This is a genomic window from Citrobacter sp. Cpo147, from assembly GCF_030332405.1.
Lineage (GTDB): Bacteria > Pseudomonadota > Gammaproteobacteria > Enterobacterales > Enterobacteriaceae > Citrobacter > Citrobacter portucalensis.
Genome location: NZ_JAOWHX010000029.1, coordinates 204,519 through 224,956, shown reverse-complemented (window position 1 = coordinate 224,956; position 20,438 = coordinate 204,519). Strand labels below are relative to the sequence as shown.

Below are 20,438 nucleotides of genomic sequence, written 5' to 3'. Positions count from 1 at the left end.
ACGTGCATAGCTAAATGTTTATAAAAGCGACTATTTTTTATCTAAAACTAGGGTTGCAATGCCACAATTTTCCCCACATCAAAACAAAATTCGATATTCCCATTTATGATATCTTCATTTGTTACATGCTCATCAAAAAGATCTGCAACAGCATACCCTGAATCAAAAACTGGGCTTGAAATAGTTACTTCATTAAAAGGTTCTTTTTCGTGGATAATATTATACTGACCGTAAACACATGCAGAATCATCGGTATTAAGACGAATAGTTGTTTTTGCCTTCACATCACCCATCAATGAAAAGTTAACATTATTCAGCAGGCACATTAAAACACCTGCTATTTTCATTCTATTATCATTGAGAGGGGCTAAATCCGCATTGGGAATTTCTTTTTCCAGTAACTCCGTGAGTTCACCAAACAAAACATCAAACTCAATTGAGGCAGAGCAGTTCAATAGCGACAAAGCCTCTTGAATCATTCTCCCCTCGTTTGCACCAATATCTGGCATCAACTTACAAACATCACCTTTTATTTCGTAAGATTTTTTGCTGTTAAGTTTTTTTCGTGCGGTGTTTACCTGCCCACCTTTCAAACCTAATTCATTTTTAAAATGTTCATCATTAAACATCTTCAACTGTAGCTTAATCAACAACGGCAAGTATTTTGGATATTCATTTAACTCTGGTTTTACATTATGTTTGTCACGCCCGAACCCGAGGCTCAATAACAAATGATTTCGTAGCATTAGGTCATTGATTATACCTTGATCACGTTGATGATTGTGAGCAACAAAACTACCAATTTCAAAAATGCTTTTTGTCGCAGAAGGTAGCTCTCGCGCAGTAACAAACAGCACATCTATGTCACTATCTGAAAAAACACCATCTTTTAACCTTCTCAATACTTTTTCTATCCTTGAGATTGCCTTGCTTTTATTCATGATATTCCTTGAGCTCCGGTTAAGTTTAAGTCAAGAAAATGCTACATCCTGACTCCTCGCCTTGCGAGTTGTCCAACCCCGCCAGCACTGAAAGCGAGTTTCAGCACCGGCGGCGTTTGTCACTATATTGTTTAATTGTCGAGTATCGAATCAACCTCACCCGTTCGAACGTTGACGCGTGCCGCTACGGTCTGTTTGACCACACCGCCATAGGCGTTAGTGCCGCGAAACGTTGTTTTTACAACGGCATGCGGGTCTTTATTCAAAATCAGATGGTAAACCGTTGAAACGTGTTTATAAGAGGAATCATCATTCATGCTGGCTTTTATCAGCTTCTCTAAAGGGCGATAAGAGCCATCCCAACCGCTAAAATTACCCTGAAATGCGTCAAGGTTGATTTTATTATTCAGAGATTGTGGATCCTTCTCGAAGTCGTTGAAACACCAACCCAACACATCACCGAGCTTTAACGCATCATCTTTAGTAAAAGTGTACTCACTCATACAGGCATAAAAGGCATCAGCAGAGCTGGCCGGTACACCTTTGAAACCCACATAGCCTTTAACGATATCGTGCCGGGTTTCTTTTGGCTCGTTGCGATATTCTTTGAGGGTTTTATCTGCGTACTCAAACGTTGGCGTAGCCGGTTCCGCTTTAACCGCCGGTACGTCAGTTTTTGCCACAAGCTGACTTTTTTCAGTCGGCCATAAGATTGAGCCAATAACGCCCAGCGCCAGACAGCTACCAAGGTAAATCGCACTAGAGCGCTTACGGTTCGGCATTCGAACCAGCGACGGCTTGATTAACCCCACGATAAAAGCAATAAAGAGAGCCAGAGATAAAAATGCTATTAAGGTATCCATGATTTTCCTTTGTGTGTAATCCCCATACAAAACAACCCCATGCTATCAAACATGGGGGCGATGGTTGCACATTTTTCAGGGATTAACGCCAGCTCTCATCTTCCCACACTTCCTGAAGGATACTATCCAGCGCTTCGCGGTCTGAATCTTTATCGAACCCCATCAGCTCGACACCGGTCATGGTTCCCTTTTTAACCGTAACGCGCGTTGACGGGAATACAGACTGTATTCGCCTGGTCAATTCGCATTGAAAGGCATCAATTACCGGCTGGCCTATTTTTTGGTCTTTATCCAACGTGATATTTACTTTCACTTTGCCCTCCTTTGCAAATATTTCATCAACAGGCGGCGCGGAAAAAACAACAGAAAAATTATTGTTTTTCATTAGGTTGCCTCTTGCTATTTCCGCGATTAGATTCAATGCGATTTCACGGTCTCTTTCCTGACAAGTACCTTCAGCCGTTAGACGCGCAATCATTTCGACCCGCTCAATCATAACGTGCTCGTTTAGCTCTCTATCCACACAACCTCCACTACGAGATACTGTATAAACATACAGTAGCACGTATTGGCAAAAGGTGTGAAGAAAAAAATCACAGTTAAATACACTGTATGTACATGATATGGATGAATATTAGCGGTTACATTTTCGTTGCCAGTTCAGCTAAAGCCGCAACACAATTAAGGATTTTCCTGGCTCTAGCCTGATGCGATGGCGCTGCGGAAAATATTTCTCCTTTGGACGTTCCGCGTAGCCATTTGCCATCAAAACAACTTTTACCACCGGCCATCAGGTGCAGCGCTTCGCCCCGGCTGATTGTGATACCGGTTGTCAGATGTATCTCGTCGATAGTTTTCGCTATAGCTGCGTTTTGCTCATCCGTTCCGTGGATAAATTTTCGCCGTGTTGCTGGCTTTTGCTTCCTTAGTCGGTTGGTCAACTCTCGTCTTTCACGCCGACTCAGAGGTTTTGTTAAATCCAGTATCGGTGGATCGCTTTCGCTTCCCGTACAGTTATTGACAGAACTCCGAGAGGGCGCAGGAGCGCCCTTAACGTCAACGGCCAAATCAACGGCACGCTTCGGCACAATTTTCCACTGCGTTAACCGGGTTAAAATCGGGGTGCCAGCGCCGACAGCAGAGTCGTAGACGCCACGAATGCAGACTGTTTCCTCACCATACTGGTTAAACTCGGGGCGCGGCTCATACAGCGTGCGCACCTGTAAATCATCGCGACGGACAAACGGACCACCCTGCGCATTAACGTAACCAGCCCAATCACCGGCGTCGGCGGCATCATGGACGGCAGCAAACTCAACACTCAGACAGTGCGCAGTCTCTGTATCAGCGAGACGACGCAACTCACGGTAGACCGTTACCGGCGCACCGCCGATAAACTGAAACTGTCGGATGTGCCAGCGCGCCGCCCATGCTGAAACGGCGGGTGCTGTCTCTTTCAGTAGTTCGCCGCTTTCGTCATCGGTCTCACCATCGAGAGCATAGCCGTCGATATTTTTTGAAATGTATTTAGCGACATAGCCGGTGGCGCTGCCTTTTTCCGGGTCAATGGCCTCGGCGTGAAAGCGTGCCTTTTTGGCTTTATCGCTTCTCAGTTCGTGATGGTCTTCCTCCCACGCATAATCGCGAATGATGAGGCGCACTCGCTCGACATCTTCCGGCAGCATGAACATAAGCATGTGCCAGTGCGGCGTGCCGTCGTGATGAGGCTCGGCAACACGTATGCCGAAAATGCGGATTTCTTCCCGGTGCAACTTGGCACGTATACGCGCCCAAAGGCCTGTTAGATAGCTCTGAGTGTCCGACGGGCTGGCTCCGTTCCATTTGCTGTTACGGTAGCCTGCTTTAGTGGTGGCGTGATATTTAGACGGCGCGGTCAGGGTGTAAAACTCCCCGACATAACCGAGCTCATTGCAGATATTTTCAAACCCACGGATGCGGGTCATCAGCTCGCAGCGGCGTATCGCAGGGTTAGCGACAGAACCGTCGTATTTTTCAATCAAGCTGATGCGGTTGCCGTCTTCGTCTTCGAGATCCAGCCCCTTGAGAAATTCACGCGTGCGGCGCTTTTGCTCGCGCCAGTCTGTCACGCAGTTTTTACTCGCGTAGGCGTGCCGTTTCTTGCTTACGTTGCCGACTGCAATTTTTAGATGTTCGCGCCATGACGCCGCAATGCGTCGCAGACGGCCACGCCACCAAACCTCATTAAACATGCGCATTACTGCCGGTGCGATCTCATCCTGACCGACATACTTTTTTGTCACGCGATCCCAATGCGGCGGGGTAACGTTGAATTGCAGGGAAATAAAACCGGCGCGTATATACCAGGTGTACAGCGTTTTTAGCTCACTAAATCCGGCGTCATCAATGTCAGCCAGTTCAGCGCGAATGAAATTAGCGATATCAGCGGCCAGCAGGTCAATATCGGCGCGCGACATATCAGGGAGGCGGTTGAATCTGGCAACCATATTGACCATGCGTGACGCCAAATACTGCCTAAGCTCAGTATCGAAATGACCACCGAAAACAGCGACTGAAACTTTGCTGTCGATACCCACGCACTCGTATTTTTTTGCGACCAGCTCAAGACGCGGCAATGCCTTTTTGCAAAAACTAATTAAAAACGCATTGGCTCGTTGACTGCCCTGATTTTGCTCCAGCACCGCAGCGGTGCGGTATACATCAAAACGCACACACTCTGGCTGCAGAGAAAGCACCTTTCTCGCATGCAGCAAAGCCGCGAACATACGGTCACGGCGATGCTGTTGATCGTAGGTAAGATATGGGCTGGCTATTGCCGACCGTGGTTTATTCCACGGATAAGCGAATTGAACCGCCAATTCATACCCCCCGATAATGTTTATATTTCAGTTCTGAGATTTCTTGGCAGGTCACACAAAAGACCACGCCCGGAATTGCAGCACGACGAGCCTCTGGGATTGGAGCTTCACATGCTTCACAAAGGAAACTAGATGGCGCGGTGATACGGCTGCGCACGTTGCTGATGTGGCGCTCGCGGTCTTCCTGCTCGCGCTGTTGTGCTAAATCCATTGCATCGGCCATCAGTGCAACTCCTGTGATTCATTCTCATAGCGGGTAGCCTCACGGCGCAGCAGCTCCGCGGCTTCGGTGCCGCTCATCCCCTCTTTGGTGATATGGATAGCCAGTGCCTCAAGGCGGATGGAAACAGCAAGAGCGCGGTCTTTGCGCTCTTCTTTTTTGGCATCGGTCAGCAATACGGCCAGCGCATCACTATCAGTGTTAAAACAATGAGTTTCGGTTATACGCATAATTGACTCTCCTGATTTCGGGCAATAAGAAGCCCGGCGGGTTTACGCCATTAATTTCTGTTTGGATTAATTCGGCATGGTTAGCCGTTTTGGAAATAAGCTCACCACTGCACGAAAATGATTCATCGCTGTAATCAATGCTTTTTTCTCGTCAGTAGTCAGCTCACTTAATTCGAGCTCATGACGAGCCGCCGGTATTTTTGCCAGAAAGAAAATAGCGGCCAGCGCCCGAGTATTTTCTTCAAATTGTGGATCGCGTTTATCGCGCATATCATCGACAAAACGTTCAACCTCTTTCCAGCTATCACCCCAATATCTCGCGCGCAATTCAGCCACATGATTGAGACCGGCCAGACGTTGACCCGCTTTTAGCGGAACAGTCGCGGATACAGCTTCGATAGCCATGATTCCCCCTGCTTTTGAGTAGAGAGCCCAGCCAGTAAATCAGCCTGTGAGCGGCTCGGGTGCCAGCGCTTACCGTCCTTACCTGCGATCCAGCCGTGGCCGAAGTGCATGCCGGGGCTTTGCTTAACGAGCAGAGACGCAAATGACGGTTCATTTTTCAGCATGAGCACCTCAAATCAGACCGAATGATGCGCCAATGCCGCTCATGGTATCGACCACGCTCGTCATCGCCGGATTAGTCTGTAGACGCGCATGCAGCGCCAGCGCCGATAATGACAACATGCGAATGCCAGCATTAACGCTTTCAATCATATTGTGCTTACGGGCAGAGGTCAGACGTTCATCAGATACCGCGCCGCTCGCCAGTTCGCCGAGTTCACGCATTGCGCGCATGACGTAAGACTGCAATTTGTCTTTAGCCAGCTCATTAACCGGTACGCATGGCAGGCAATGAATCTGCGCCAGAAAACCATCAACGAGGGTTGAATCTTCGGTCAGGTCAGTCAGTAGCCACAATTCAGGCGGCGTAAACTGGTGAGGCTGTTCCGGGTTGAGCTTGTTACGTAACGTTTGAACGTTCATACCCGCCCGCTCGGCCAGCTTCGCCATGTTGTGACGCTGCGCAAAAGCCCGGCACGCTTCGTCATAGTGGGGATGTTTGGAAACCTGAAAATCAAACATGTTGCATCCTTCCAATTCACATAAAGTGAATTAAGCGCCGATGACGAGTTGAAAACGGGAATGACCCAAAGCCTTACGCAACTGCTCTTCTTTCCAGCGTGCATAATAAATGCGAATCGGGCCACCTGCTTTCTTGCAGCCTTTACGGATAGTACGGGGTTCGATTGGTACACAAGGGTTGTCGCCGGTTGTCCAGCGGTAAGCGGTGCGTTCAGAAACACCCTCAAGCTCTGCAAATTGTTGCAGAGTAACGATAGGAGCAGGCACTTTGATGATTGCGATTTCAGAAGCCATGTTGCATGATTCCCATTTTGACAATGTTTGCAATCAATGGCCTCTGTTTGCCAACTTCTGCCACTGATTGCCCGAATTAGCAACGATACTAATACTCAATTGAATATTAGTAAATACCCAAAGGAATAAATCTTGATACTTGATACTCAGGTGAATAACGACGAATTATTGGATAGAATCTGTCAAGTATATGGTTTTACTCAAAAAATCCAGCTAGCCCGGCATTTCAATATTGCCGCCAGTTCCCTACAAAACCGCTACACGCGAGGCACTGTTTCTTATGATTTCGCCGTACAGTGCGCATTAGAAACCGGAGCAAGCCTACTATGGCTTCTTACGGGGCAAGGCTCTCAATATGACGGCAAACAGTCTCCAACGGATCCGAAAACGATAGATGCCTTCACTCTGAGTGATGGAAAGCTCGAAGAAAATTCACCATTGAGTATTGATGCGGCTTTCTTTAGTAAGCAAATGTCAAAAGGTATTGCTGTTCGCGCCGATGGAAAGCTGCACTTTATAGAACAAGATGCCTCACTTTCTGATGGCCTTTGGTTGGTTGATATTGAGGGGGCTACCAGCATCAGAGAATTGACGCTCCTACCCGGTAAAAAGTTACACGTTGCTGGCGGCAAAGTACCGTTCGAGTGCGGGATAGATGAGATAAAAACGATTGGCCGTGTAGTGGGTGTATACAGCGAGGTTAATTGATGACTGTCCGTAAAAATCCGGCTGGCGGTTGGATTTGTGAGCTCTACCCAAACGGCGCAAAAGGCAAACGTATCAGAAAGAAATTCGCTACTAAAGGCGAGGCGCTGGCGTTTGAGCAGTACACCGTTCAAAACCCGTGGCAGGAAGAAAAGGAAGACAGGCGCACGTTAAAAGAGCTGGTTGATTCATGGTATAGCGCTCATGGCATTACACTGAAAGACGGCTTGAAACGCCAGTTATCTATGCACCATGCTTTTGAGTGTATGGGCGAACCACTCGCACGCGATTTCGATGCGCAGATGTTTTCCCGCTACCGAGAAAAACGGTTAAAAGGTGAGTATGCCCGTTCAAACAGAGTGAAAGAGGTATCGCCTCGCACGCTTAATCTTGAGCTGGCCTACTTCCGGGCTGTGTTCAATGAGCTAAACCGCCTCGGGGAATGGAAGGGGGAAAATCCGCTAAAAAATATGCGCCCTTTCCGCACAGAAGAAATGGAAATGGCCTGGCTAACTCACGACCAGATTTCGTTACTTCTCGGAGAGTGCAAACGGCATGACCACCCTGATTTAGAAACCGTGGTAAGAATCTGTCTCGCCACCGGCGCACGGTGGTCTGAGGCTGAGAACCTGAGGAAAAGCCAACTCGCGAAATACAAAATCACCTATACCAACACGAAAGGCAGAAAAAACCGTACCGTACCAATCTGCAAAGAGCTCTATGAGTCTCTGCCTGATGATAAAAAAGGCCAGTTGTTTAGTGATTGTTATGGAGCGTTCCGCTCTGCTCTGGAAAGAACAGGCATCGAACTCCCAGCTGGACAACTTACCCACGTTTTGCGCCACACCTTCGCCAGCCACTTTATGATGAATGGTGGTAATATTCTGGTTTTGCAACGCGTGCTAGGCCATACCGACATAAAAATGACAATGCGGTATGCACACTTTGCTCCAGATCATTTAGAAGATGCCGTTAAATTTAACCCGCTTAGCAACATTCAATTATAAAGCCCATATTAAGGAGTACATATGGCAGCAACATCTTATACATGCCAATTATATGAGAGTGAAGGTATTGCGAAAATAATTTTATTTTCCGGATTGGATTTTGACTTGATAATACATCCATATGTATATGGAGAACCATTAGTAACCACACAGCCAGTTTATTTTCTTGAGCAATTGGGTTCAATAGCAAAATTAAAAGTTGAGCCCCCTAAAAAGATTACCGAGCTCGAAACTGAATATCTGATAGATAACTATCTATTTGAATACAGTCTTTTATATAGCACATCTCGTCTTTGTTCAAAGATAAGCACACCGGCATTTTGGGCTCCGGATTTTAGCGACTTTTACCAATATCATGATCAACGTAGAACAAGAGCATTGACTCTTGATCCATTAAATGACGATTCAATCATTTCAATTCAAGATCTTGAAGGAAATGACTGGCCTTTTACAGACTACTGTATACCTAAAGAGTTCCTTGATGATGCCCTTACGGAATCAGCTACAAAAATTCTGAAACTACACGAACAGAAGCTAATAGCAATGATTGATCTCACTTCTGAAAGAAATGGGTATTTCGGCAAACTGAGGTTGCTAGAAAGCGAAGGGACTTTAATCGATTTTTCCCAAGCTGTTCAACTAGACTCCATAAGCGAATACAATATAAAAGATAAAAATACATATGAATTATCATCAGAAATTGATTCCAGCAAGAAACTCGAGCTTCCAATTGAAAGAATCACTACAACAGAAAAATACTCACCTACGCTGCTGTCATATTATTTTTCTGGCCTTAGAGAGCGAAACCCATTAATTAGCTTTACGGGTTTTTATAATGTTCTAGAGTATTATTTAGAAGAAGCGCCTGTAATTTTAGGGGGCACTCCACTGAAAACAGAAAGAGAAAACCTCCAAAAAGTTGTTGAACTACTCACAAATCAAAACGATCTTTATACCAAACTCAATTCTTTCAGTAGTACTGAGAGATCAAAACTACAAAATGATATTATCTCATCCTCACAAGTCAAAATTAAAGGATTACGAATAATTAATCGCTCATCATTGTTAAACGATGTAAGTAATTGGTTGTACGGGATACGTTGTGCTGTAGTCCATTCTAAAAAAAGTAGAAAAGGAAAGGTAGAGGCTATCTTCGAACCGTACTCAAAAGAATCTGAGAATATCACTCCAGCGCTGGAGGTTATTAAATGGCTTGCTCAAAAATGCATCATTAAAGATAATCAACTCTCGAAACAAACCGTATAAAAATCGTCCATAAATTGACAGAACTTAGCTTCGCCATCACCATTTGATGGCGATAAAGTGGCGGTAGAAATGGCGAATAATGGATAATTCTTGGCAAATACTGGCAATCTATGTCAATGATAAATAAGGCAACCTATTGATTTTCAGTTGTTCTTCTAGGAACTCATAATCGCTTGGTCGCTGGTTCAAGTCCAGCAGGGGCCACCAAATAAAACAAGGAGTTAGATGAGAAATCGTCTGACTCCTTTTTCTTTGGATGTAATTTGGGTCAGACAAGGAATTGCCTTCCCGCCCCCTTCATCTCGCGACCAGCGTCCCCGAATAGTAATTTAAGTCAGTAATACTGCTCTTAATATTCAAGATACAGCGTTATCACAGCTCCGTCGCAACAAGTCAATTACTTGTCGTGCTCGCAGGATATCTACAAGCCCGAAGATAACGTGATTGCTCGAGGCTGTTAAATTCTCCGCTATCGATAGTAAAGGGGGGATTAAACAACCTTTCCAATGAATAACTATCTTATTAGTTTCTTATTACAAAATAAGATTTGAAGTGATTCACTGAATTAAAAAAGCCAGTCCCGCTGCAAAGAGAATGGATAGTAGCACCGATGTCAGGCCGGGTAGCAGAAAAGGGTGATCGATAATATGTCGGCCCAGTTTGGTTGACCCGGTATCATCCAGCTCTACCGCCGCCAGCAGCGTCGGATAGTTTGGCAGAATGAAAAGTGAAGCCGTTGCCGGGAAACAGGCGACCAGAATACCGGGAGCAACACCCATCGTTAGTGCAGCAGGAAACAGAATTTTCGTTGAGGCCGCCTGGGAATACAGGAAGCACGAAGCCGTCATAATGATGAGAGCCAACACAAAGGGTGAATCCAGTAAGTGTGACGTTACTGTGCTTTGCAACCATTGCTGATTGCTGTCCATAAACGTCGAGCCCAGCCAGGCAACGCCGAGAATACAAATACAGGAGGTCATCCCAGTTTTAAAGACTGAGCCGGATGGGATTTTTTGCACGTTCACCCGGCAGCAAACCAAAATCAGCAGCGCAACCCCCATCATCATCCCCACTCGAGCTTGCCCACTGGTCATGATTGGATTAGCAATCAGTCCTAATTTAGGGCTGGTGACAATCGCATATGTAAGAACCGCAATCAATCCAACAATAAAGATTAGCACCGAACGACCACCATAGGGAGGGATCACCCGGCCAGTCTCTGCCTTGAAATGAACTGGATTGTCATATAACCGATCCTGCTGTCGGATTTTGTCCCAAAATAAGTAAAAAAGAGACGTGACGAGCAACGCAAGGAATGTGGAGGGTATTGATACCGCAATCAGTTCAATATAACCCCAACCATGATTATCTTTTTCCAGAATACCTGAGAAGAAAATCACTGCCGCAGAAATGGGCGAAGCAACAATCCCCAGTAGAGAAGCGCTAACGGAGAGAGCAAGAGCCCGGGTGGGTTTTATATTGTTCTCTTTTGCAACGCCGACAATAACCGGCATGCAAGCAAAGGATACCTGTCCGGTACTGGCCATCATGGTTAATAGCCAGGTGGAAAAGGGCGCTGTTATGACTAACATTTGCGGATGACGGCGTAGCAGGCGCTCGGTAAGGTCAACAAGATACTCAATACCACCAGCCTCCTGCATGGCTGCAATCGCCACGATCACGACCATAATAAATACGATAACCAGCATAGGCATTTCACCTGGCGTAGCGCCAAGAGCGCTGAGAACAATCACGCCAGCACCGCCGGCAAAACCCACGCCGATACCACCGACCCGCATGCCAATGAAAAGAAACAGCAGCACAACAAGAAATTGAACCAATACCATAAGTGCCTCCATAGCTTCCTGTCCGGCATTAACCCTTTAGAGGATCAAATGGTCTGTAAGTCCTGGCCGCCGGGCAACAGCTCTCTCAATATGCCTCTGGATGTAAATAGCTTGAATGAAAACTTATTGCGTTACCGTGGCATCACTGCACACTACGTTAATCAGGCATCCAATCTGATCAATCTCTACTTCAACACTATCTCCGGCATGCATAAAAAGTGGTGGTGTGCGTTTTTTTCCGATCCCGCCGGGTGTACCGGTCAGGATCACATCTCCAGGAGAGAGCACGCTGAACATACTGATATACGCAATTAACTCTGCGATTGTATAAACCATACTGCTCGTATTATCCTGCTGTACCGTCTGACCATTGAGCCGGGTAGTAATATTCAGATTTTGCGGGTCTCGGATTTCATCCGCAGTCACCAGCCAGGGGCCGAAGCCACCGGTTGCTGGCCAGTTTTTCCCAGCGGTAAACCAAGTGTGCTGCCAGTCACGCACCGAGCCATCCATGTAGCAGCTATAGCCAGCAACATAATGCAGCGCCTCCTGCAAAGGTATATTGCGTCCTTCGCGACCAATTACCAACGCCATTTCACCTTCAAAATCAAACTCATTGCTGCATTCTGGCTTGAGTAACGGAGTCAGATGCCCGGTCTGTGAATCAGCAAAACGAATGAATAACACAGGATTAGAAGGCTTTTCGGCAGACGAATTTTTTTTATCGCGATAATTTGTGCCTGCGCAGATTATTTTTTTCGGTTCAGTAATGACCGGCAGGAAAGTGATCTCGTCAAATGAGTAATCCGCTTTTTTATCTGACAGTGGCAAATTATCAAGAAGATGAAGGTGCGGTATAAAATCACGCAGAGTTTTATATTGTGGAAATAAAACCTGTAGGTCAATAACGCCGCCGGGGATCGCCAGACCATATTTCTTTTTATCATGAAGGCTAAAGCTAAGTAGTTTCATAAATCACCTTGGGTATAGATAGGTGAAAGCCTCAGTGCTATTGAAAATAGATATTGATATAACCCGAGGCGAAGTAACAAAATATCCGCAATACAGTAAAACTAAGTTCTATATTGCGGATTAACAGGAGGGTCAGAGCAAATTAGCTGACACGACCCAGCTCAGCTGCACGCATTGCATCATGAATTTCTTTCTCTGCGCCATTTTCTAGCGGCAGTAGAGGAGAACGAACGGTGGCATGTTCAAGGATCCCGCGTGCAACCAGAGCATGTTTAAGCGCAACTGTACCTTCCATATGAGAACCACGGTGGTAAACACTCTTGGTTACAGGTAGCAGGCGATCGTGTAGCTGACGCGCTTTAACGTAATCGCCCGCCTTACCGGCCTTAATCATTTCAATTAACGGTTCAGGTGCGATATTACCGTAGCCAACCAGGAAGCCATCAACATCAAAGGCAGTATGCAACAGATACTCATCATGACAGCTTAAAATTTGCAGATCCGGACGTTCACGACGAATTACCGGAATCTCAGTATCCCAACGGCGCATATTGCGCACACCATTCTTCATGGCGAATACGCCCGGTTGTGCGGAGATATCCAACAGTGTTTTCAGATTGTAGGTGGCTTTAGTAACATCCGGGTACTGGAAAAGAATCAGCGGCAAACCACTCTCTTCATAAACAACGCGGTAGCGGTCCTGAGGAGCACCGTCCTGATAACCAAAACGCAGCCAACCGTGAGAAGGGTAGAGCAAACCCGCAGATGCGCCGGCGGCAACAGCGCGTTTAGCTTCTAATGCCGCTACTTCGGTCCCTTCACCGGTAATACCGGCAATAATTGGCAGCTTGTTATCAACAGACTTAACAAATGCGCGGATCACATTCGCCTGCTCTTCCTGAGTAAGAAAGGTACCCTCCCCTGCGTGTCCTAAAACCACCAAACCTTTCACGCCGTCGATGCTGCCCAGCCAACTGCCAAGACGCTGAATGGCATCATAGTCTACACGTCCATCACGAGTGAATGGTGTAACCGGAGCTGGAGTCAAACCTCTTAAATCGATGTTGATCATAAATATCCCCTTGATAAATAAGCAAATAAATTGCAATTCAGTGATCGTTGAAACGAGAGTGAAATCGTTTCTGCAATCGTTTTCACGTCATTGACAATGAACCTCAAAAATTAAATCGTCAACGCCATTGTGGTCAAAAATACAACACAGATCACAAACAAACGCATTTTGCACCCGAGATGAGATCCGTTATGGCAGTGCAACCCTGGTTGGCTCCCTGTGAGAAAGCCAGTGAGGATCTCAGTCGAATTATTTACGTGGAGATGAGGTAGACTTACGAGGGATAAGAGAAGGTGTGGTAATCCTGATGTTATTGTTTACCTCTGGATTCAATAACATATCAACCGCGTTACTGGCGATATGCTCAAGCGGAGTTCTGACCGAGGTCAGTGCCACAGGTAATCGGCTCACCAGCGGAATATCATTATATCCCACGAGAGAAAGATCTTCTCCAATCATCAGACCCTGCTGGTGCGCTGCCGCCAGTACGCCAATTGCGAGTTCGTCATTAACGGCAAACAGCGCGCTTGGGCGATGACGTGTGCTGAGAATTTTTATTCCCTGCTCCTCTCCGGATGCGATATTAAAATCAGAATGGCAGCACCATTCCTCTCTTATGCTCAACCCGGCTTCCCGCATTGCCCGTTCAAAGCCTTTACTACGGTTGCGGGCGTTGGAGGCAAAATCGGGGCCACCAATTAAACCAATGTCACGGTGGCCTAAATCGATAAGATGGCGGGTTGCCAGATATCCACCAAGCTCATCGTCCCCTACTGAAGAGGGGCTAAAACCATCTGTACGTAACGCCAGGACATGCGGAATATTCCGTTCGCGCAGTGTTTGCGGTAAAGGATCGTCCAGTCGGCAAGTCGACATGATCAACCCATCCACCCTGCGATCCAGCAGAGACTCAACGGCCTTTTTCTCCTGTTCTTGACTGTCACCGCAGGTCGCAACAATCGCGAAATATCCTCTTCTGGCTGCAGCTCTGGCTATCTCTTCAAAAAGCATCGCCGTGACGGCATCGGTTAGCCTTGGAACCAGGACGCCAAGCGTCCCGGTATCGCCACGCCGCAGGCTGGAAGCTACATAGTCTCGACGGTAGCCCAGCTCTCTCGCGACCTGGCGAATTTTATCTGCTGAAGCGCTGCGCGAGGTGGGCAATCTTTCATCAAGTACCCGCGAAACGGTCGAAACGCTAACGCCCGCAACGCGAGCGACATCCCGCATTGTTGCCAGCTTCTTTTCCTGCAAATCATTCAGTTCACTTTCCTGGTCCATCTGCTGCTCCAACTCATCAATGCGGGTAATAATTCGTGTTGTCCGTTTAACAGATACCATCTTGCGCACCAAGGGTGAGAAGATCTTACGTCAAACTTCGCCAGGACAAAAGAATGGTACTTCACTTTGTCTGGTTACGCCCAACTGGCCGTTCATTCATTTTGCTTTGTCTTCACAACTTACTTTTTTCTGGTGAGTTTTTTCAGATTGTGAACTGCTCGACAATTATACAACTAGCGTAATTGACTTAGCATCTAATCCAGCAAAGGATTAGCTGAGAGTGAAATCGATTGCAATAACGTTACCACAAACGAATTCAGACAGCATCATACGCAACACGTCATGTGAACAAGGGGCGTTCCCTATTGTTATTCAGAAACTTGCGTGTATGCCCCAGACAACCTTTAACAGGGTAATACTATGTCCACTCAGGTTATTGCTTCAAATTACGCTGTTGCCAGCGACACAGTGACATCAGAAGCACTGCTGGCAAGGCTGGAACGTCTTCCCATCACCCGACGGCTCAAGGCGATCCGCGTTATCGTCGGCCTATCTACTTTTTTCGATGCCTATACCATTATTGCAATCGCATTTGCCCTCCCCCAGCTCACTCAGGAGTGGGGACTGACACCAACATTTGTCGGTCTTATTATTGCGGCTAGCTATGTAGGCCAACTGTGCGGCGCACTATTTTTTGGTTCTCTGGCGGAAAAAATAGGCCGTATCGGCGTGTTACGCATCACCATCGTCATGTTCGTCTTGATGGATGCGGCTTGCCTGTTTGCATGGAACGGCTGGTCAATCCTTATTATTCGCTTTTTGCAGGGGGTGGGGATCGGTGCAGAGGTTCCCGTAGCCAGCGCCTATATCAATGAATTTGTAGGAGCGAAAAAGCGTGGGCGTTTCTTTTTGTTGTATGAGGTGATTTTCCCAATCGGAATGATGTTTGCGGGGTTAGTGGGGTATTTTCTTGTCCCCATCTATGGATGGAAGGTAATGTTTTTGATTGGATTAGTTCCTTCTGCGCTAACCGTCCCACTACGCTGGCTGATGCCTGAATCCCCGCGCTGGCTGGCCTCAAGAGGTAGGTTAAAGGAAGCGAACAGCATCGTATCCACGCTGGAATCTGAGGTTATTAAGCGTGGGATGTCATTACCCGAGCCTGAAATTAGCCCCCCTGCGCTTCAAAAAGCGGCGCCTGAAGGGGTAAAAGCTCTCTTCGGCGGTATCTATAAAGCCCGAACCTTTATGCTGTGGGGACTGTGGCTGACGGTTTACAGCGTCAACAACGGAATGATCACCTGGTTCCCGACCCTCTATAAAACCTGGTTTAACCTCTCTCTCGATACCAGCCTGGCCTACGGATGGATCACCTCTTCCTGCGGCGTAGTTGCTTCGGTGATTTGCGCCTTAATGATTGACCGTGTCGGACGTAAGCGTTGGTATACATGGGCATTTCTATTGGCCATTGTTCCATTGGTTACTCTTTCTGTAATGGGCGCGAAATCTGCTGTTGAAATTCTTATTTTGGGAAGTCTGACCTACGCCATTCTTCAGACCATCGCCTTTTCGCTTTATCTCTATGCCGCTGAACTTTACCCCACCCGTTTGCGTGCCATTGGCACCGCCTGGTCCAGTGCATGGCTACGCGCTGGTTCATCCATTGGCCCACTGATGGTTGGTTTTATTGTAAGTGGATTCGGTATCCGCTTTGTGTTTGTCACTTTCGCAGTTATTGCACTGATTGGCGGTTTGATTACCTGGCTTTTTGCCATTGAAACAAAAGGAAAATCATTAGAAGAGCTGTCGCCATAGACGGTCAGTGGCTCCGGAATAACAGGGGCCCCATCCAACAGAAGGTCGGCGTAGTCGGCTGATTCAATTACGCATTATCGGGAATAGCCCATAGCCCTGCATAATCTGTGGGCGGAGAAAAACATGAACAAATGCATAAATAGCGGCATGATGCTGCTGATTTCACTATACCCTTTACTGGCAATGGCTAACGATACACTCTTTTCTCCAACAACGAAAAATATGACCGGAGAGTGGGGAGGAGTGCGTACGGAATTACGTAATCGTGGCTATAATTTTACACTGGAATATGGATCGATGACTGCTACCAATATTTCCGGCGGTTATGATCGCGATAAGACACTGCGTTACAGTGACCAGTATATTATCGGCGTCGATATGGATCTGGAAAAGGTCTTTGGTATTCGCGACGGTGAATTTAAAGCATCGGTGAATAATCGTAATGGTAGAGATCTGACCCAGGATCGGCTGCAGGATCCGCGCGCGTCGGTAATAGGCTCTGGGGTACAAAGTAATTATGGTCGGGGCCAAACCTTACATGCGACACAGTTTTGGTTCAAAAAATCCTGGTGGGATAAAAAGCTTGATATCAAAGTGGGCCTGATGCCGCAAGGCGAGGATTTCGATAACAGTGGCTGTTACTTTCAGAACCTGTCGCTTTGTGGTTCTTTAGCCGGACATGGCAGTGGTGTCTGGTATAACACGCCTATCGGTCAGTGGGGAACGCGCCTCAAATATAGTCCTGAGCCCGCCCTTTACGTTCAAGCTGGTGCGTTTCAATATAACCCTAATTACGCCACCCGACACGGAAGCTTCGAGCTGGATGGAACCGGGCATCTGGGGTACATGTATCTTCTGGAATTGGGATACCTCCCCACTTTCGGCGCGGCAAAACTCCCTGGCGTCTGGAAAATCGGGGGATGGTATAACACGGCAGACGCGAATGATGTACTGGATGACGACAATGGCGATCCCTATGTTCTCACTCACCAGGCTGCGCGGCGTCACGGAGGGCGTTACGGAGGTTATCTGTATGTCGGTCAACAAGTTACTCAAACAAACAGCAGTCGGGAAAATGGCCTGAGCCTGTTCGGGCATTTGGCTATGAATGATAAAAATACGGCGACAATGGACTATCAGGTTCAGATAGGTGCCATTTATAAAGGCCCTTTCCTCAGTCGTCCGCAGGACTTTATCAGTTTCGGCGTAAGCAAAATGCATGCTAATGAAAGAGTAGCCCGTCGGGCGGAACTTTTGAACCAAATGCGGGGGATCGTTGATTATGATAATCCTCTGTATGTACCGGTTCGCAAATCCGAATATGCCGCAGAGCTGCATTATAGTTTTCGCTTTACTCCGTGGCTAACTGTGCGTCCTAACATCCAGTTACTCGCCCATCCGGGAGGAATTGAGGAGATTAAAGATGCCTGGGTTGTCGGGAATCAGGTGACGATCAAATTCTGATAAAACGGGCAGATACCGTCTGGCCGAGCCAGAATAAGTGAAATGGCAAATCCTCTAGGGACCGGCTAATGTTGTAACCCGCCCGATCTCTGGTTCAGATCCAGATGGGGCGACTAAATCACAAGGGCTTGCGAGAAATCGCAGGTCCTTTTTTATTAATCTTTCGTTTAGATATGTCTGCTCAATAAGCAGCATGTGGCAATCCTTCTGGACGCCGCCATCCTTAGATGGAAACGTCCGTTAGAGTTTAATTCGATAGTCAGCTCACACTAGCTCTTTGAGCTGCTCCTGCATATAGGTTGAAAAATACTCTGGGTTCTTGATAAGGATGCGGTTACCGGAGGCGACTTTTTCTGCCCATCCGGCCACTTTTTTCGTGAACTCGGGATTCCATCCCTCTTGCTCACCCCGTGCCATCACAACTTCCGGACTCGCTGGCACACCTAAGTCATGCAAATACTTTAAGATTCCCTTAGCGGTGCTTTCATCCATTGAATGGGGTACTGACGCCGAAGTGTTCATACCACCAATAAAATCCAATGCTTTCTCAATTGCTGTTGGCATGCTCTTATCCTTAAAATTAACCACGTGAGAGACACATTTATACTATGTACCCAACTCCGCCGGGATATCAAAGAGAACATCGCCTTTATTTGACTTACCCCGCAGCTAAACGCTTGCGCGGCTGTTTTCTGCGCTATTTTTTTGCTTCTCCGGCTAAAACCAGTCCTGTTGCCACCGCATTACGCGGCCCTTCGGTACCTCGAATATTGCCCTGCCCGGCGACAACGCCGTAATGCGCCAGCGCATCGGTGATCATCTGCGGGATTTCGAAATCCAGCGAAGAACCGCCTACCAGCACCACGAACGTCATATCGCGAATAGAGCCTCCGGGTGACACCTGGCGTAACGCGCGCAGGCAGTTGGTCACAAAAACCTTCTCTTTAGCCTGTCGGCGCACCAGACAGATTTTTTCCAGCGAAGTCTGGTTATCTACCGGGATCAGCTCGCCCTCTTTCAAGTACACCACTTTGGCGAATACTGATGGACTGAGCGGTTCGCGGAAAAACTCCACCGCACCGTTCTCATGGCGAATGCTGAACAGGCTCTCCACTTTTGCCAGCGGGTATTTTTTAATTTCCTCCGCCAGAAATGCATCGCTTAAGCCCAGCTCAGTTTGAATCAACAGGCTGACCATATTCCCCGCGCCGGCCAGATGTACCGCTTTCACTACGCCGTCGCTATTGATGACGGCGGCATCGGTAGATCCTGCGCCTAAGTCGAGGATCGCCAGCGGTGCGGCGCATCCGGGTGTTGTTAACGCCCCCGCTACAGCCATGTTGGCCTCCACGCCGCCAACCTCAACCAGAGTGTTTAACCGGACGCTCAGCTCACTGGCGATGGCCTGCATCTGTAAACGATCGGCTTTCACCATCGCCGCAATGCCCACGGCGTTCTCCATTGAACACTCTCCGGCGATGCCGCCCTGCACCTTGCGCGGAATAAATGTATCGACCGCCAACAGATCCTGAATATGCACCGTGTTCATGTCATGACCGGTCAGCGAGGCCATCACCTTACGCACCCGCTCCAGCATGCCGCCTGCATGCGTGCCTGCTTCACCACGAATATCACACACGGGCGCGCAGGCGCTCATCGCCTGCATAATAGCCTGCGCGCCTTGCGCTACGTCGGCTTCACCACCGCGCTTTTCACCACGGATAAAGATCTTACCCGCCGGGATCACTCTTGATCGCACATCGCCCTGCGGGGTTTTCAGCACCACGGCGGAACGGTTGCCAATCAGCGCTCTGGCGATGGGGACGATAGTTTGCGTTTCCTCAGGGGTCAGGGCAAAGAAGGTCGCGATACCGTAAGGATTCGACAACACCCGCACCACCTGTCCCGGGGCCGCCACTTCCACCGCCGCCAGCACGCCTTCCGGCACCTTCTCCAGCAGAGTGACTTCATCAACCACCGGTATTGGCCGATGCAGGCGATTATTCACCAGCACGCCATCATCTTTTTTCAGGATGGCCGCCACCACGTTGACGCCGCGATCCAGCGCTTCATTGATAAACCAAACCGCCTCAAGGAAATCCATCTCCTCACCCACCAACGGTATCCAACCCTGGGCAAATCGATCCTCGCTCAACGCTGCCAGCTTCTCCACGGCGATGGTGGTTCCCATGCCCACGCCAGCGCCGCCGGGCGTTTGCGGGTTATGGCCAATCATCGTTGATTCGGTAATGATGGTTTCAGTGATGGTTTCCATCGCCACATCGCCAATCACTGGTGCGGCCTCGTTGATGCAGATTTTTGCCACGTCCTGCAGCGACCACGGCGTTTTATCCAGCGCCTGCTGCAGGGACGCGACTACCCCGGCGATATTATCCCGCGTGCCTTTCATCCCGGTCGTGGCGACAATCCCGCTGCCGATAAACCGGCCATCCTGCGCCAACGCCACTTCGGTAGTGGCGTTGCCGATATCGATCCCTGCAATTAACGGCATGCTGC

21 protein-coding genes are annotated in these 20,438 nt (G+C 48.0%); 5 read left to right on the top strand and 16 right to left on the bottom strand.

What is annotated here, in order from left to right; translation table 11 throughout:
- Nucleotides 1-47 precede the first annotated feature (47 nt).
- From OGY06_RS02080 to OGY06_RS02035, 10 genes are all read right to left on the bottom strand, one after another.
- A complete protein-coding gene (locus tag OGY06_RS02080; protein ID WP_286604560.1) occupies nt 48-941 on the bottom strand; it encodes a hypothetical protein in 894 nt (297 codons plus the stop codon).
- 131 nt (nt 942-1,072) lie between these two features.
- On the bottom strand, nt 1,073-1,804 hold the full coding sequence (locus OGY06_RS02075; protein ID WP_286604557.1) for a hypothetical protein: 732 nt from the start codon (nt 1,802-1,804) through the stop codon (nt 1,073-1,075).
- Between the two features lie 82 nt (nt 1,805-1,886).
- Nucleotides 1,887-2,327 carry a DinI family protein gene (locus tag OGY06_RS02070; RefSeq protein ID WP_286604555.1) on the bottom strand — a complete coding sequence of 147 codons (441 nt, stop codon included), beginning with the start codon at nt 2,325-2,327 and terminating at the stop codon, nt 1,887-1,889.
- Between the two features lie 118 nt (nt 2,328-2,445).
- Nucleotides 2,446-4,662, bottom strand: coding sequence for a replication endonuclease (locus OGY06_RS02065; protein WP_286604553.1), 2,217 nt, complete (start codon nt 4,660-4,662; stop codon nt 2,446-2,448).
- 1 nt (nt 4,663) lies between these two features.
- A complete protein-coding gene (locus OGY06_RS02060) occupies nt 4,664-4,885 on the bottom strand; it encodes a TraR/DksA family transcriptional regulator (protein ID WP_286604551.1) in 222 nt (73 codons plus the stop codon).
- A complete protein-coding gene (locus tag OGY06_RS02055) occupies nt 4,885-5,112 on the bottom strand; it encodes a DUF2732 domain-containing protein (protein ID WP_286604548.1) in 228 nt (75 codons plus the stop codon). Before OGY06_RS02055 ends, OGY06_RS02060 begins: the two co-directional genes overlap by 1 nt.
- 66 nt (nt 5,113-5,178) lie before the next feature.
- Entirely contained in the window at nt 5,179-5,517 is a 339-nt protein-coding gene (locus OGY06_RS02050) for a DUF5347 domain-containing protein (RefSeq protein ID WP_029883532.1), read from the bottom strand.
- Nucleotides 5,481-5,681, bottom strand: a complete 201-nt coding sequence (locus OGY06_RS02045; protein ID WP_286604546.1) for a phage filamentation protein Fil family protein — start codon at nt 5,679-5,681, stop codon at nt 5,481-5,483. The genes OGY06_RS02050 and OGY06_RS02045 overlap by 37 nt, the downstream gene beginning before the upstream one ends.
- Before the next feature lie 7 nt (nt 5,682-5,688).
- The gene (locus OGY06_RS02040; protein WP_153689351.1) at nt 5,689-6,198 is read right to left on the bottom strand and encodes a phage regulatory CII family protein; all 510 of its coding nucleotides are present in this window, start codon (nt 6,196-6,198) and stop codon (nt 5,689-5,691) included.
- A gap of 30 nt (nt 6,199-6,228) precedes the next feature.
- Nucleotides 6,229-6,492 (bottom strand): hypothetical protein, encoded by a 264-nt coding sequence (locus tag OGY06_RS02035; RefSeq protein ID WP_001630878.1) that lies wholly within the window; start codon nt 6,490-6,492, stop codon nt 6,229-6,231.
- Between the two features lie 132 nt (nt 6,493-6,624).
- Here OGY06_RS02035 and OGY06_RS02030 point away from each other — a divergent pair, with 132 nt between their 5' ends.
- The 3 genes from OGY06_RS02030 to OGY06_RS02020 are packed head-to-tail and all read left to right on the top strand — an operon-like array spanning nt 6,625 to nt 9,470.
- A complete protein-coding gene (locus OGY06_RS02030) occupies nt 6,625-7,200 on the top strand; it encodes a phage repressor protein CI (RefSeq protein ID WP_263129821.1) in 576 nt (191 codons plus the stop codon).
- Nucleotides 7,200-8,204: a phage integrase gene (locus OGY06_RS02025; protein WP_286604535.1), complete on the top strand. Its 1,005-nt coding sequence runs from the start codon at nt 7,200-7,202 to the stop codon at nt 8,202-8,204. Before OGY06_RS02030 ends, OGY06_RS02025 begins: the two co-directional genes overlap by 1 nt.
- 21 nt (nt 8,205-8,225) lie before the next feature.
- Nucleotides 8,226-9,470 carry a hypothetical protein gene (locus OGY06_RS02020; RefSeq protein WP_286604533.1) on the top strand — a complete coding sequence of 415 codons (1,245 nt, stop codon included), beginning with the start codon at nt 8,226-8,228 and terminating at the stop codon, nt 9,468-9,470.
- A gap of 557 nt (nt 9,471-10,027) precedes the next feature.
- On the opposite strand, the gene OGY06_RS02015 is transcribed toward OGY06_RS02020, so the two are convergent.
- The 4 genes from OGY06_RS02015 to OGY06_RS02000 form a co-directional block, all read right to left on the bottom strand.
- On the bottom strand, nt 10,028-11,317 hold the full coding sequence (locus tag OGY06_RS02015) for an anaerobic C4-dicarboxylate transporter family protein (RefSeq protein ID WP_206160154.1): 1,290 nt from the start codon (nt 11,315-11,317) through the stop codon (nt 10,028-10,030).
- 123 nt (nt 11,318-11,440) lie between these two features.
- Nucleotides 11,441-12,289: a fumarylacetoacetate hydrolase family protein gene (locus OGY06_RS02010; RefSeq protein WP_206160153.1), complete on the bottom strand. Its 849-nt coding sequence runs from the start codon at nt 12,287-12,289 to the stop codon at nt 11,441-11,443.
- A gap of 142 nt (nt 12,290-12,431) precedes the next feature.
- Nucleotides 12,432-13,361 carry a dihydrodipicolinate synthase family protein gene (locus OGY06_RS02005; protein WP_199981231.1) on the bottom strand — a complete coding sequence of 310 codons (930 nt, stop codon included), beginning with the start codon at nt 13,359-13,361 and terminating at the stop codon, nt 12,432-12,434.
- 249 nt (nt 13,362-13,610) lie between these two features.
- Nucleotides 13,611-14,642 (bottom strand): LacI family DNA-binding transcriptional regulator, encoded by a 1,032-nt coding sequence (locus OGY06_RS02000; RefSeq protein WP_110496792.1) that lies wholly within the window; start codon nt 14,640-14,642, stop codon nt 13,611-13,613.
- Nucleotides 14,643-15,062: 420 nt separating this feature from the next.
- Between OGY06_RS02000 and OGY06_RS01995 the strand changes: the two genes are divergently transcribed.
- Together OGY06_RS01995 and OGY06_RS01990 are read left to right on the top strand one after the other, a co-directional pair.
- On the top strand, nt 15,063-16,457 hold the full coding sequence (locus tag OGY06_RS01995; protein ID WP_206160152.1) for an MFS transporter: 1,395 nt from the start codon (nt 15,063-15,065) through the stop codon (nt 16,455-16,457).
- 123 nt (nt 16,458-16,580) lie between these two features.
- The gene (locus tag OGY06_RS01990) at nt 16,581-17,921 is read left to right on the top strand and encodes a carbohydrate porin (RefSeq protein WP_284962272.1); all 1,341 of its coding nucleotides are present in this window, start codon (nt 16,581-16,583) and stop codon (nt 17,919-17,921) included.
- A gap of 264 nt (nt 17,922-18,185) precedes the next feature.
- Here OGY06_RS01990 and OGY06_RS01985 read toward each other — a convergent pair whose 3' ends face one another.
- Together OGY06_RS01985 and OGY06_RS01980 are read right to left on the bottom strand one after the other, a co-directional pair.
- Entirely contained in the window at nt 18,186-18,509 is a 324-nt protein-coding gene (locus OGY06_RS01985) for a DUF1889 family protein (RefSeq protein ID WP_001573898.1), read from the bottom strand.
- Nucleotides 18,510-18,618: 109 nt separating this feature from the next.
- Nucleotides 18,619-20,433, bottom strand: coding sequence for a diol dehydratase reactivase subunit alpha (locus OGY06_RS01980; protein ID WP_286604529.1), 1,815 nt, complete (start codon nt 20,431-20,433; stop codon nt 18,619-18,621).
- Nucleotides 20,434-20,438: the final 5 nt, after the last annotated feature.

Bases quoted from the DNA above. Each gene is read 5' to 3' on its own strand.
- OGY06_RS02080 (WP_286604560.1), bottom strand. From the start codon at position 941: ATGAATAAAAGCAAGGCAATCTCAAGGATAGAAAAAGTATTGAGAAGG.
- OGY06_RS02075 (WP_286604557.1), bottom strand. From the start codon at position 1,804: ATGGATACCTTAATAGCATTTTTATCTCTGGCTCTCTTTATTGCTTTT.
- OGY06_RS02060 (WP_286604551.1), bottom strand. From the start codon at position 4,885: ATGGCCGATGCAATGGATTTAGCACAACAGCGCGAGCAGGAAGACCGC.
- OGY06_RS02055 (WP_286604548.1), bottom strand. From the start codon at position 5,112: ATGCGTATAACCGAAACTCATTGTTTTAACACTGATAGTGATGCGCTG.
- OGY06_RS02050 (WP_029883532.1), bottom strand. From the start codon at position 5,517: ATGGCTATCGAAGCTGTATCCGCGACTGTTCCGCTAAAAGCGGGTCAA.
- OGY06_RS02045 (WP_286604546.1), bottom strand. From the start codon at position 5,681: ATGCTGAAAAATGAACCGTCATTTGCGTCTCTGCTCGTTAAGCAAAGC.
- OGY06_RS02040 (WP_153689351.1), bottom strand. From the start codon at position 6,198: ATGTTTGATTTTCAGGTTTCCAAACATCCCCACTATGACGAAGCGTGC.
- OGY06_RS02035 (WP_001630878.1), bottom strand. From the start codon at position 6,492: ATGGCTTCTGAAATCGCAATCATCAAAGTGCCTGCTCCTATCGTTACT.
- OGY06_RS02025 (WP_286604535.1), top strand. From the start codon at position 7,200: ATGACTGTCCGTAAAAATCCGGCTGGCGGTTGGATTTGTGAGCTCTAC.
- OGY06_RS02020 (WP_286604533.1), top strand. From the start codon at position 8,226: ATGGCAGCAACATCTTATACATGCCAATTATATGAGAGTGAAGGTATT.
- OGY06_RS02015 (WP_206160154.1), bottom strand. From the start codon at position 11,317: ATGGTATTGGTTCAATTTCTTGTTGTGCTGCTGTTTCTTTTCATTGGC.
- OGY06_RS02010 (WP_206160153.1), bottom strand. From the start codon at position 12,289: ATGAAACTACTTAGCTTTAGCCTTCATGATAAAAAGAAATATGGTCTG.
- OGY06_RS02005 (WP_199981231.1), bottom strand. From the start codon at position 13,361: ATGATCAACATCGATTTAAGAGGTTTGACTCCAGCTCCGGTTACACCA.
- OGY06_RS02000 (WP_110496792.1), bottom strand. From the start codon at position 14,642: ATGGACCAGGAAAGTGAACTGAATGATTTGCAGGAAAAGAAGCTGGCA.
- OGY06_RS01995 (WP_206160152.1), top strand. From the start codon at position 15,063: ATGTCCACTCAGGTTATTGCTTCAAATTACGCTGTTGCCAGCGACACA.
- OGY06_RS01990 (WP_284962272.1), top strand. From the start codon at position 16,581: ATGAACAAATGCATAAATAGCGGCATGATGCTGCTGATTTCACTATAC.
- OGY06_RS01980 (WP_286604529.1), bottom strand. From the start codon at position 20,433: ATGCCGTTAATTGCAGGGATCGATATCGGCAACGCCACTACCGAAGTG.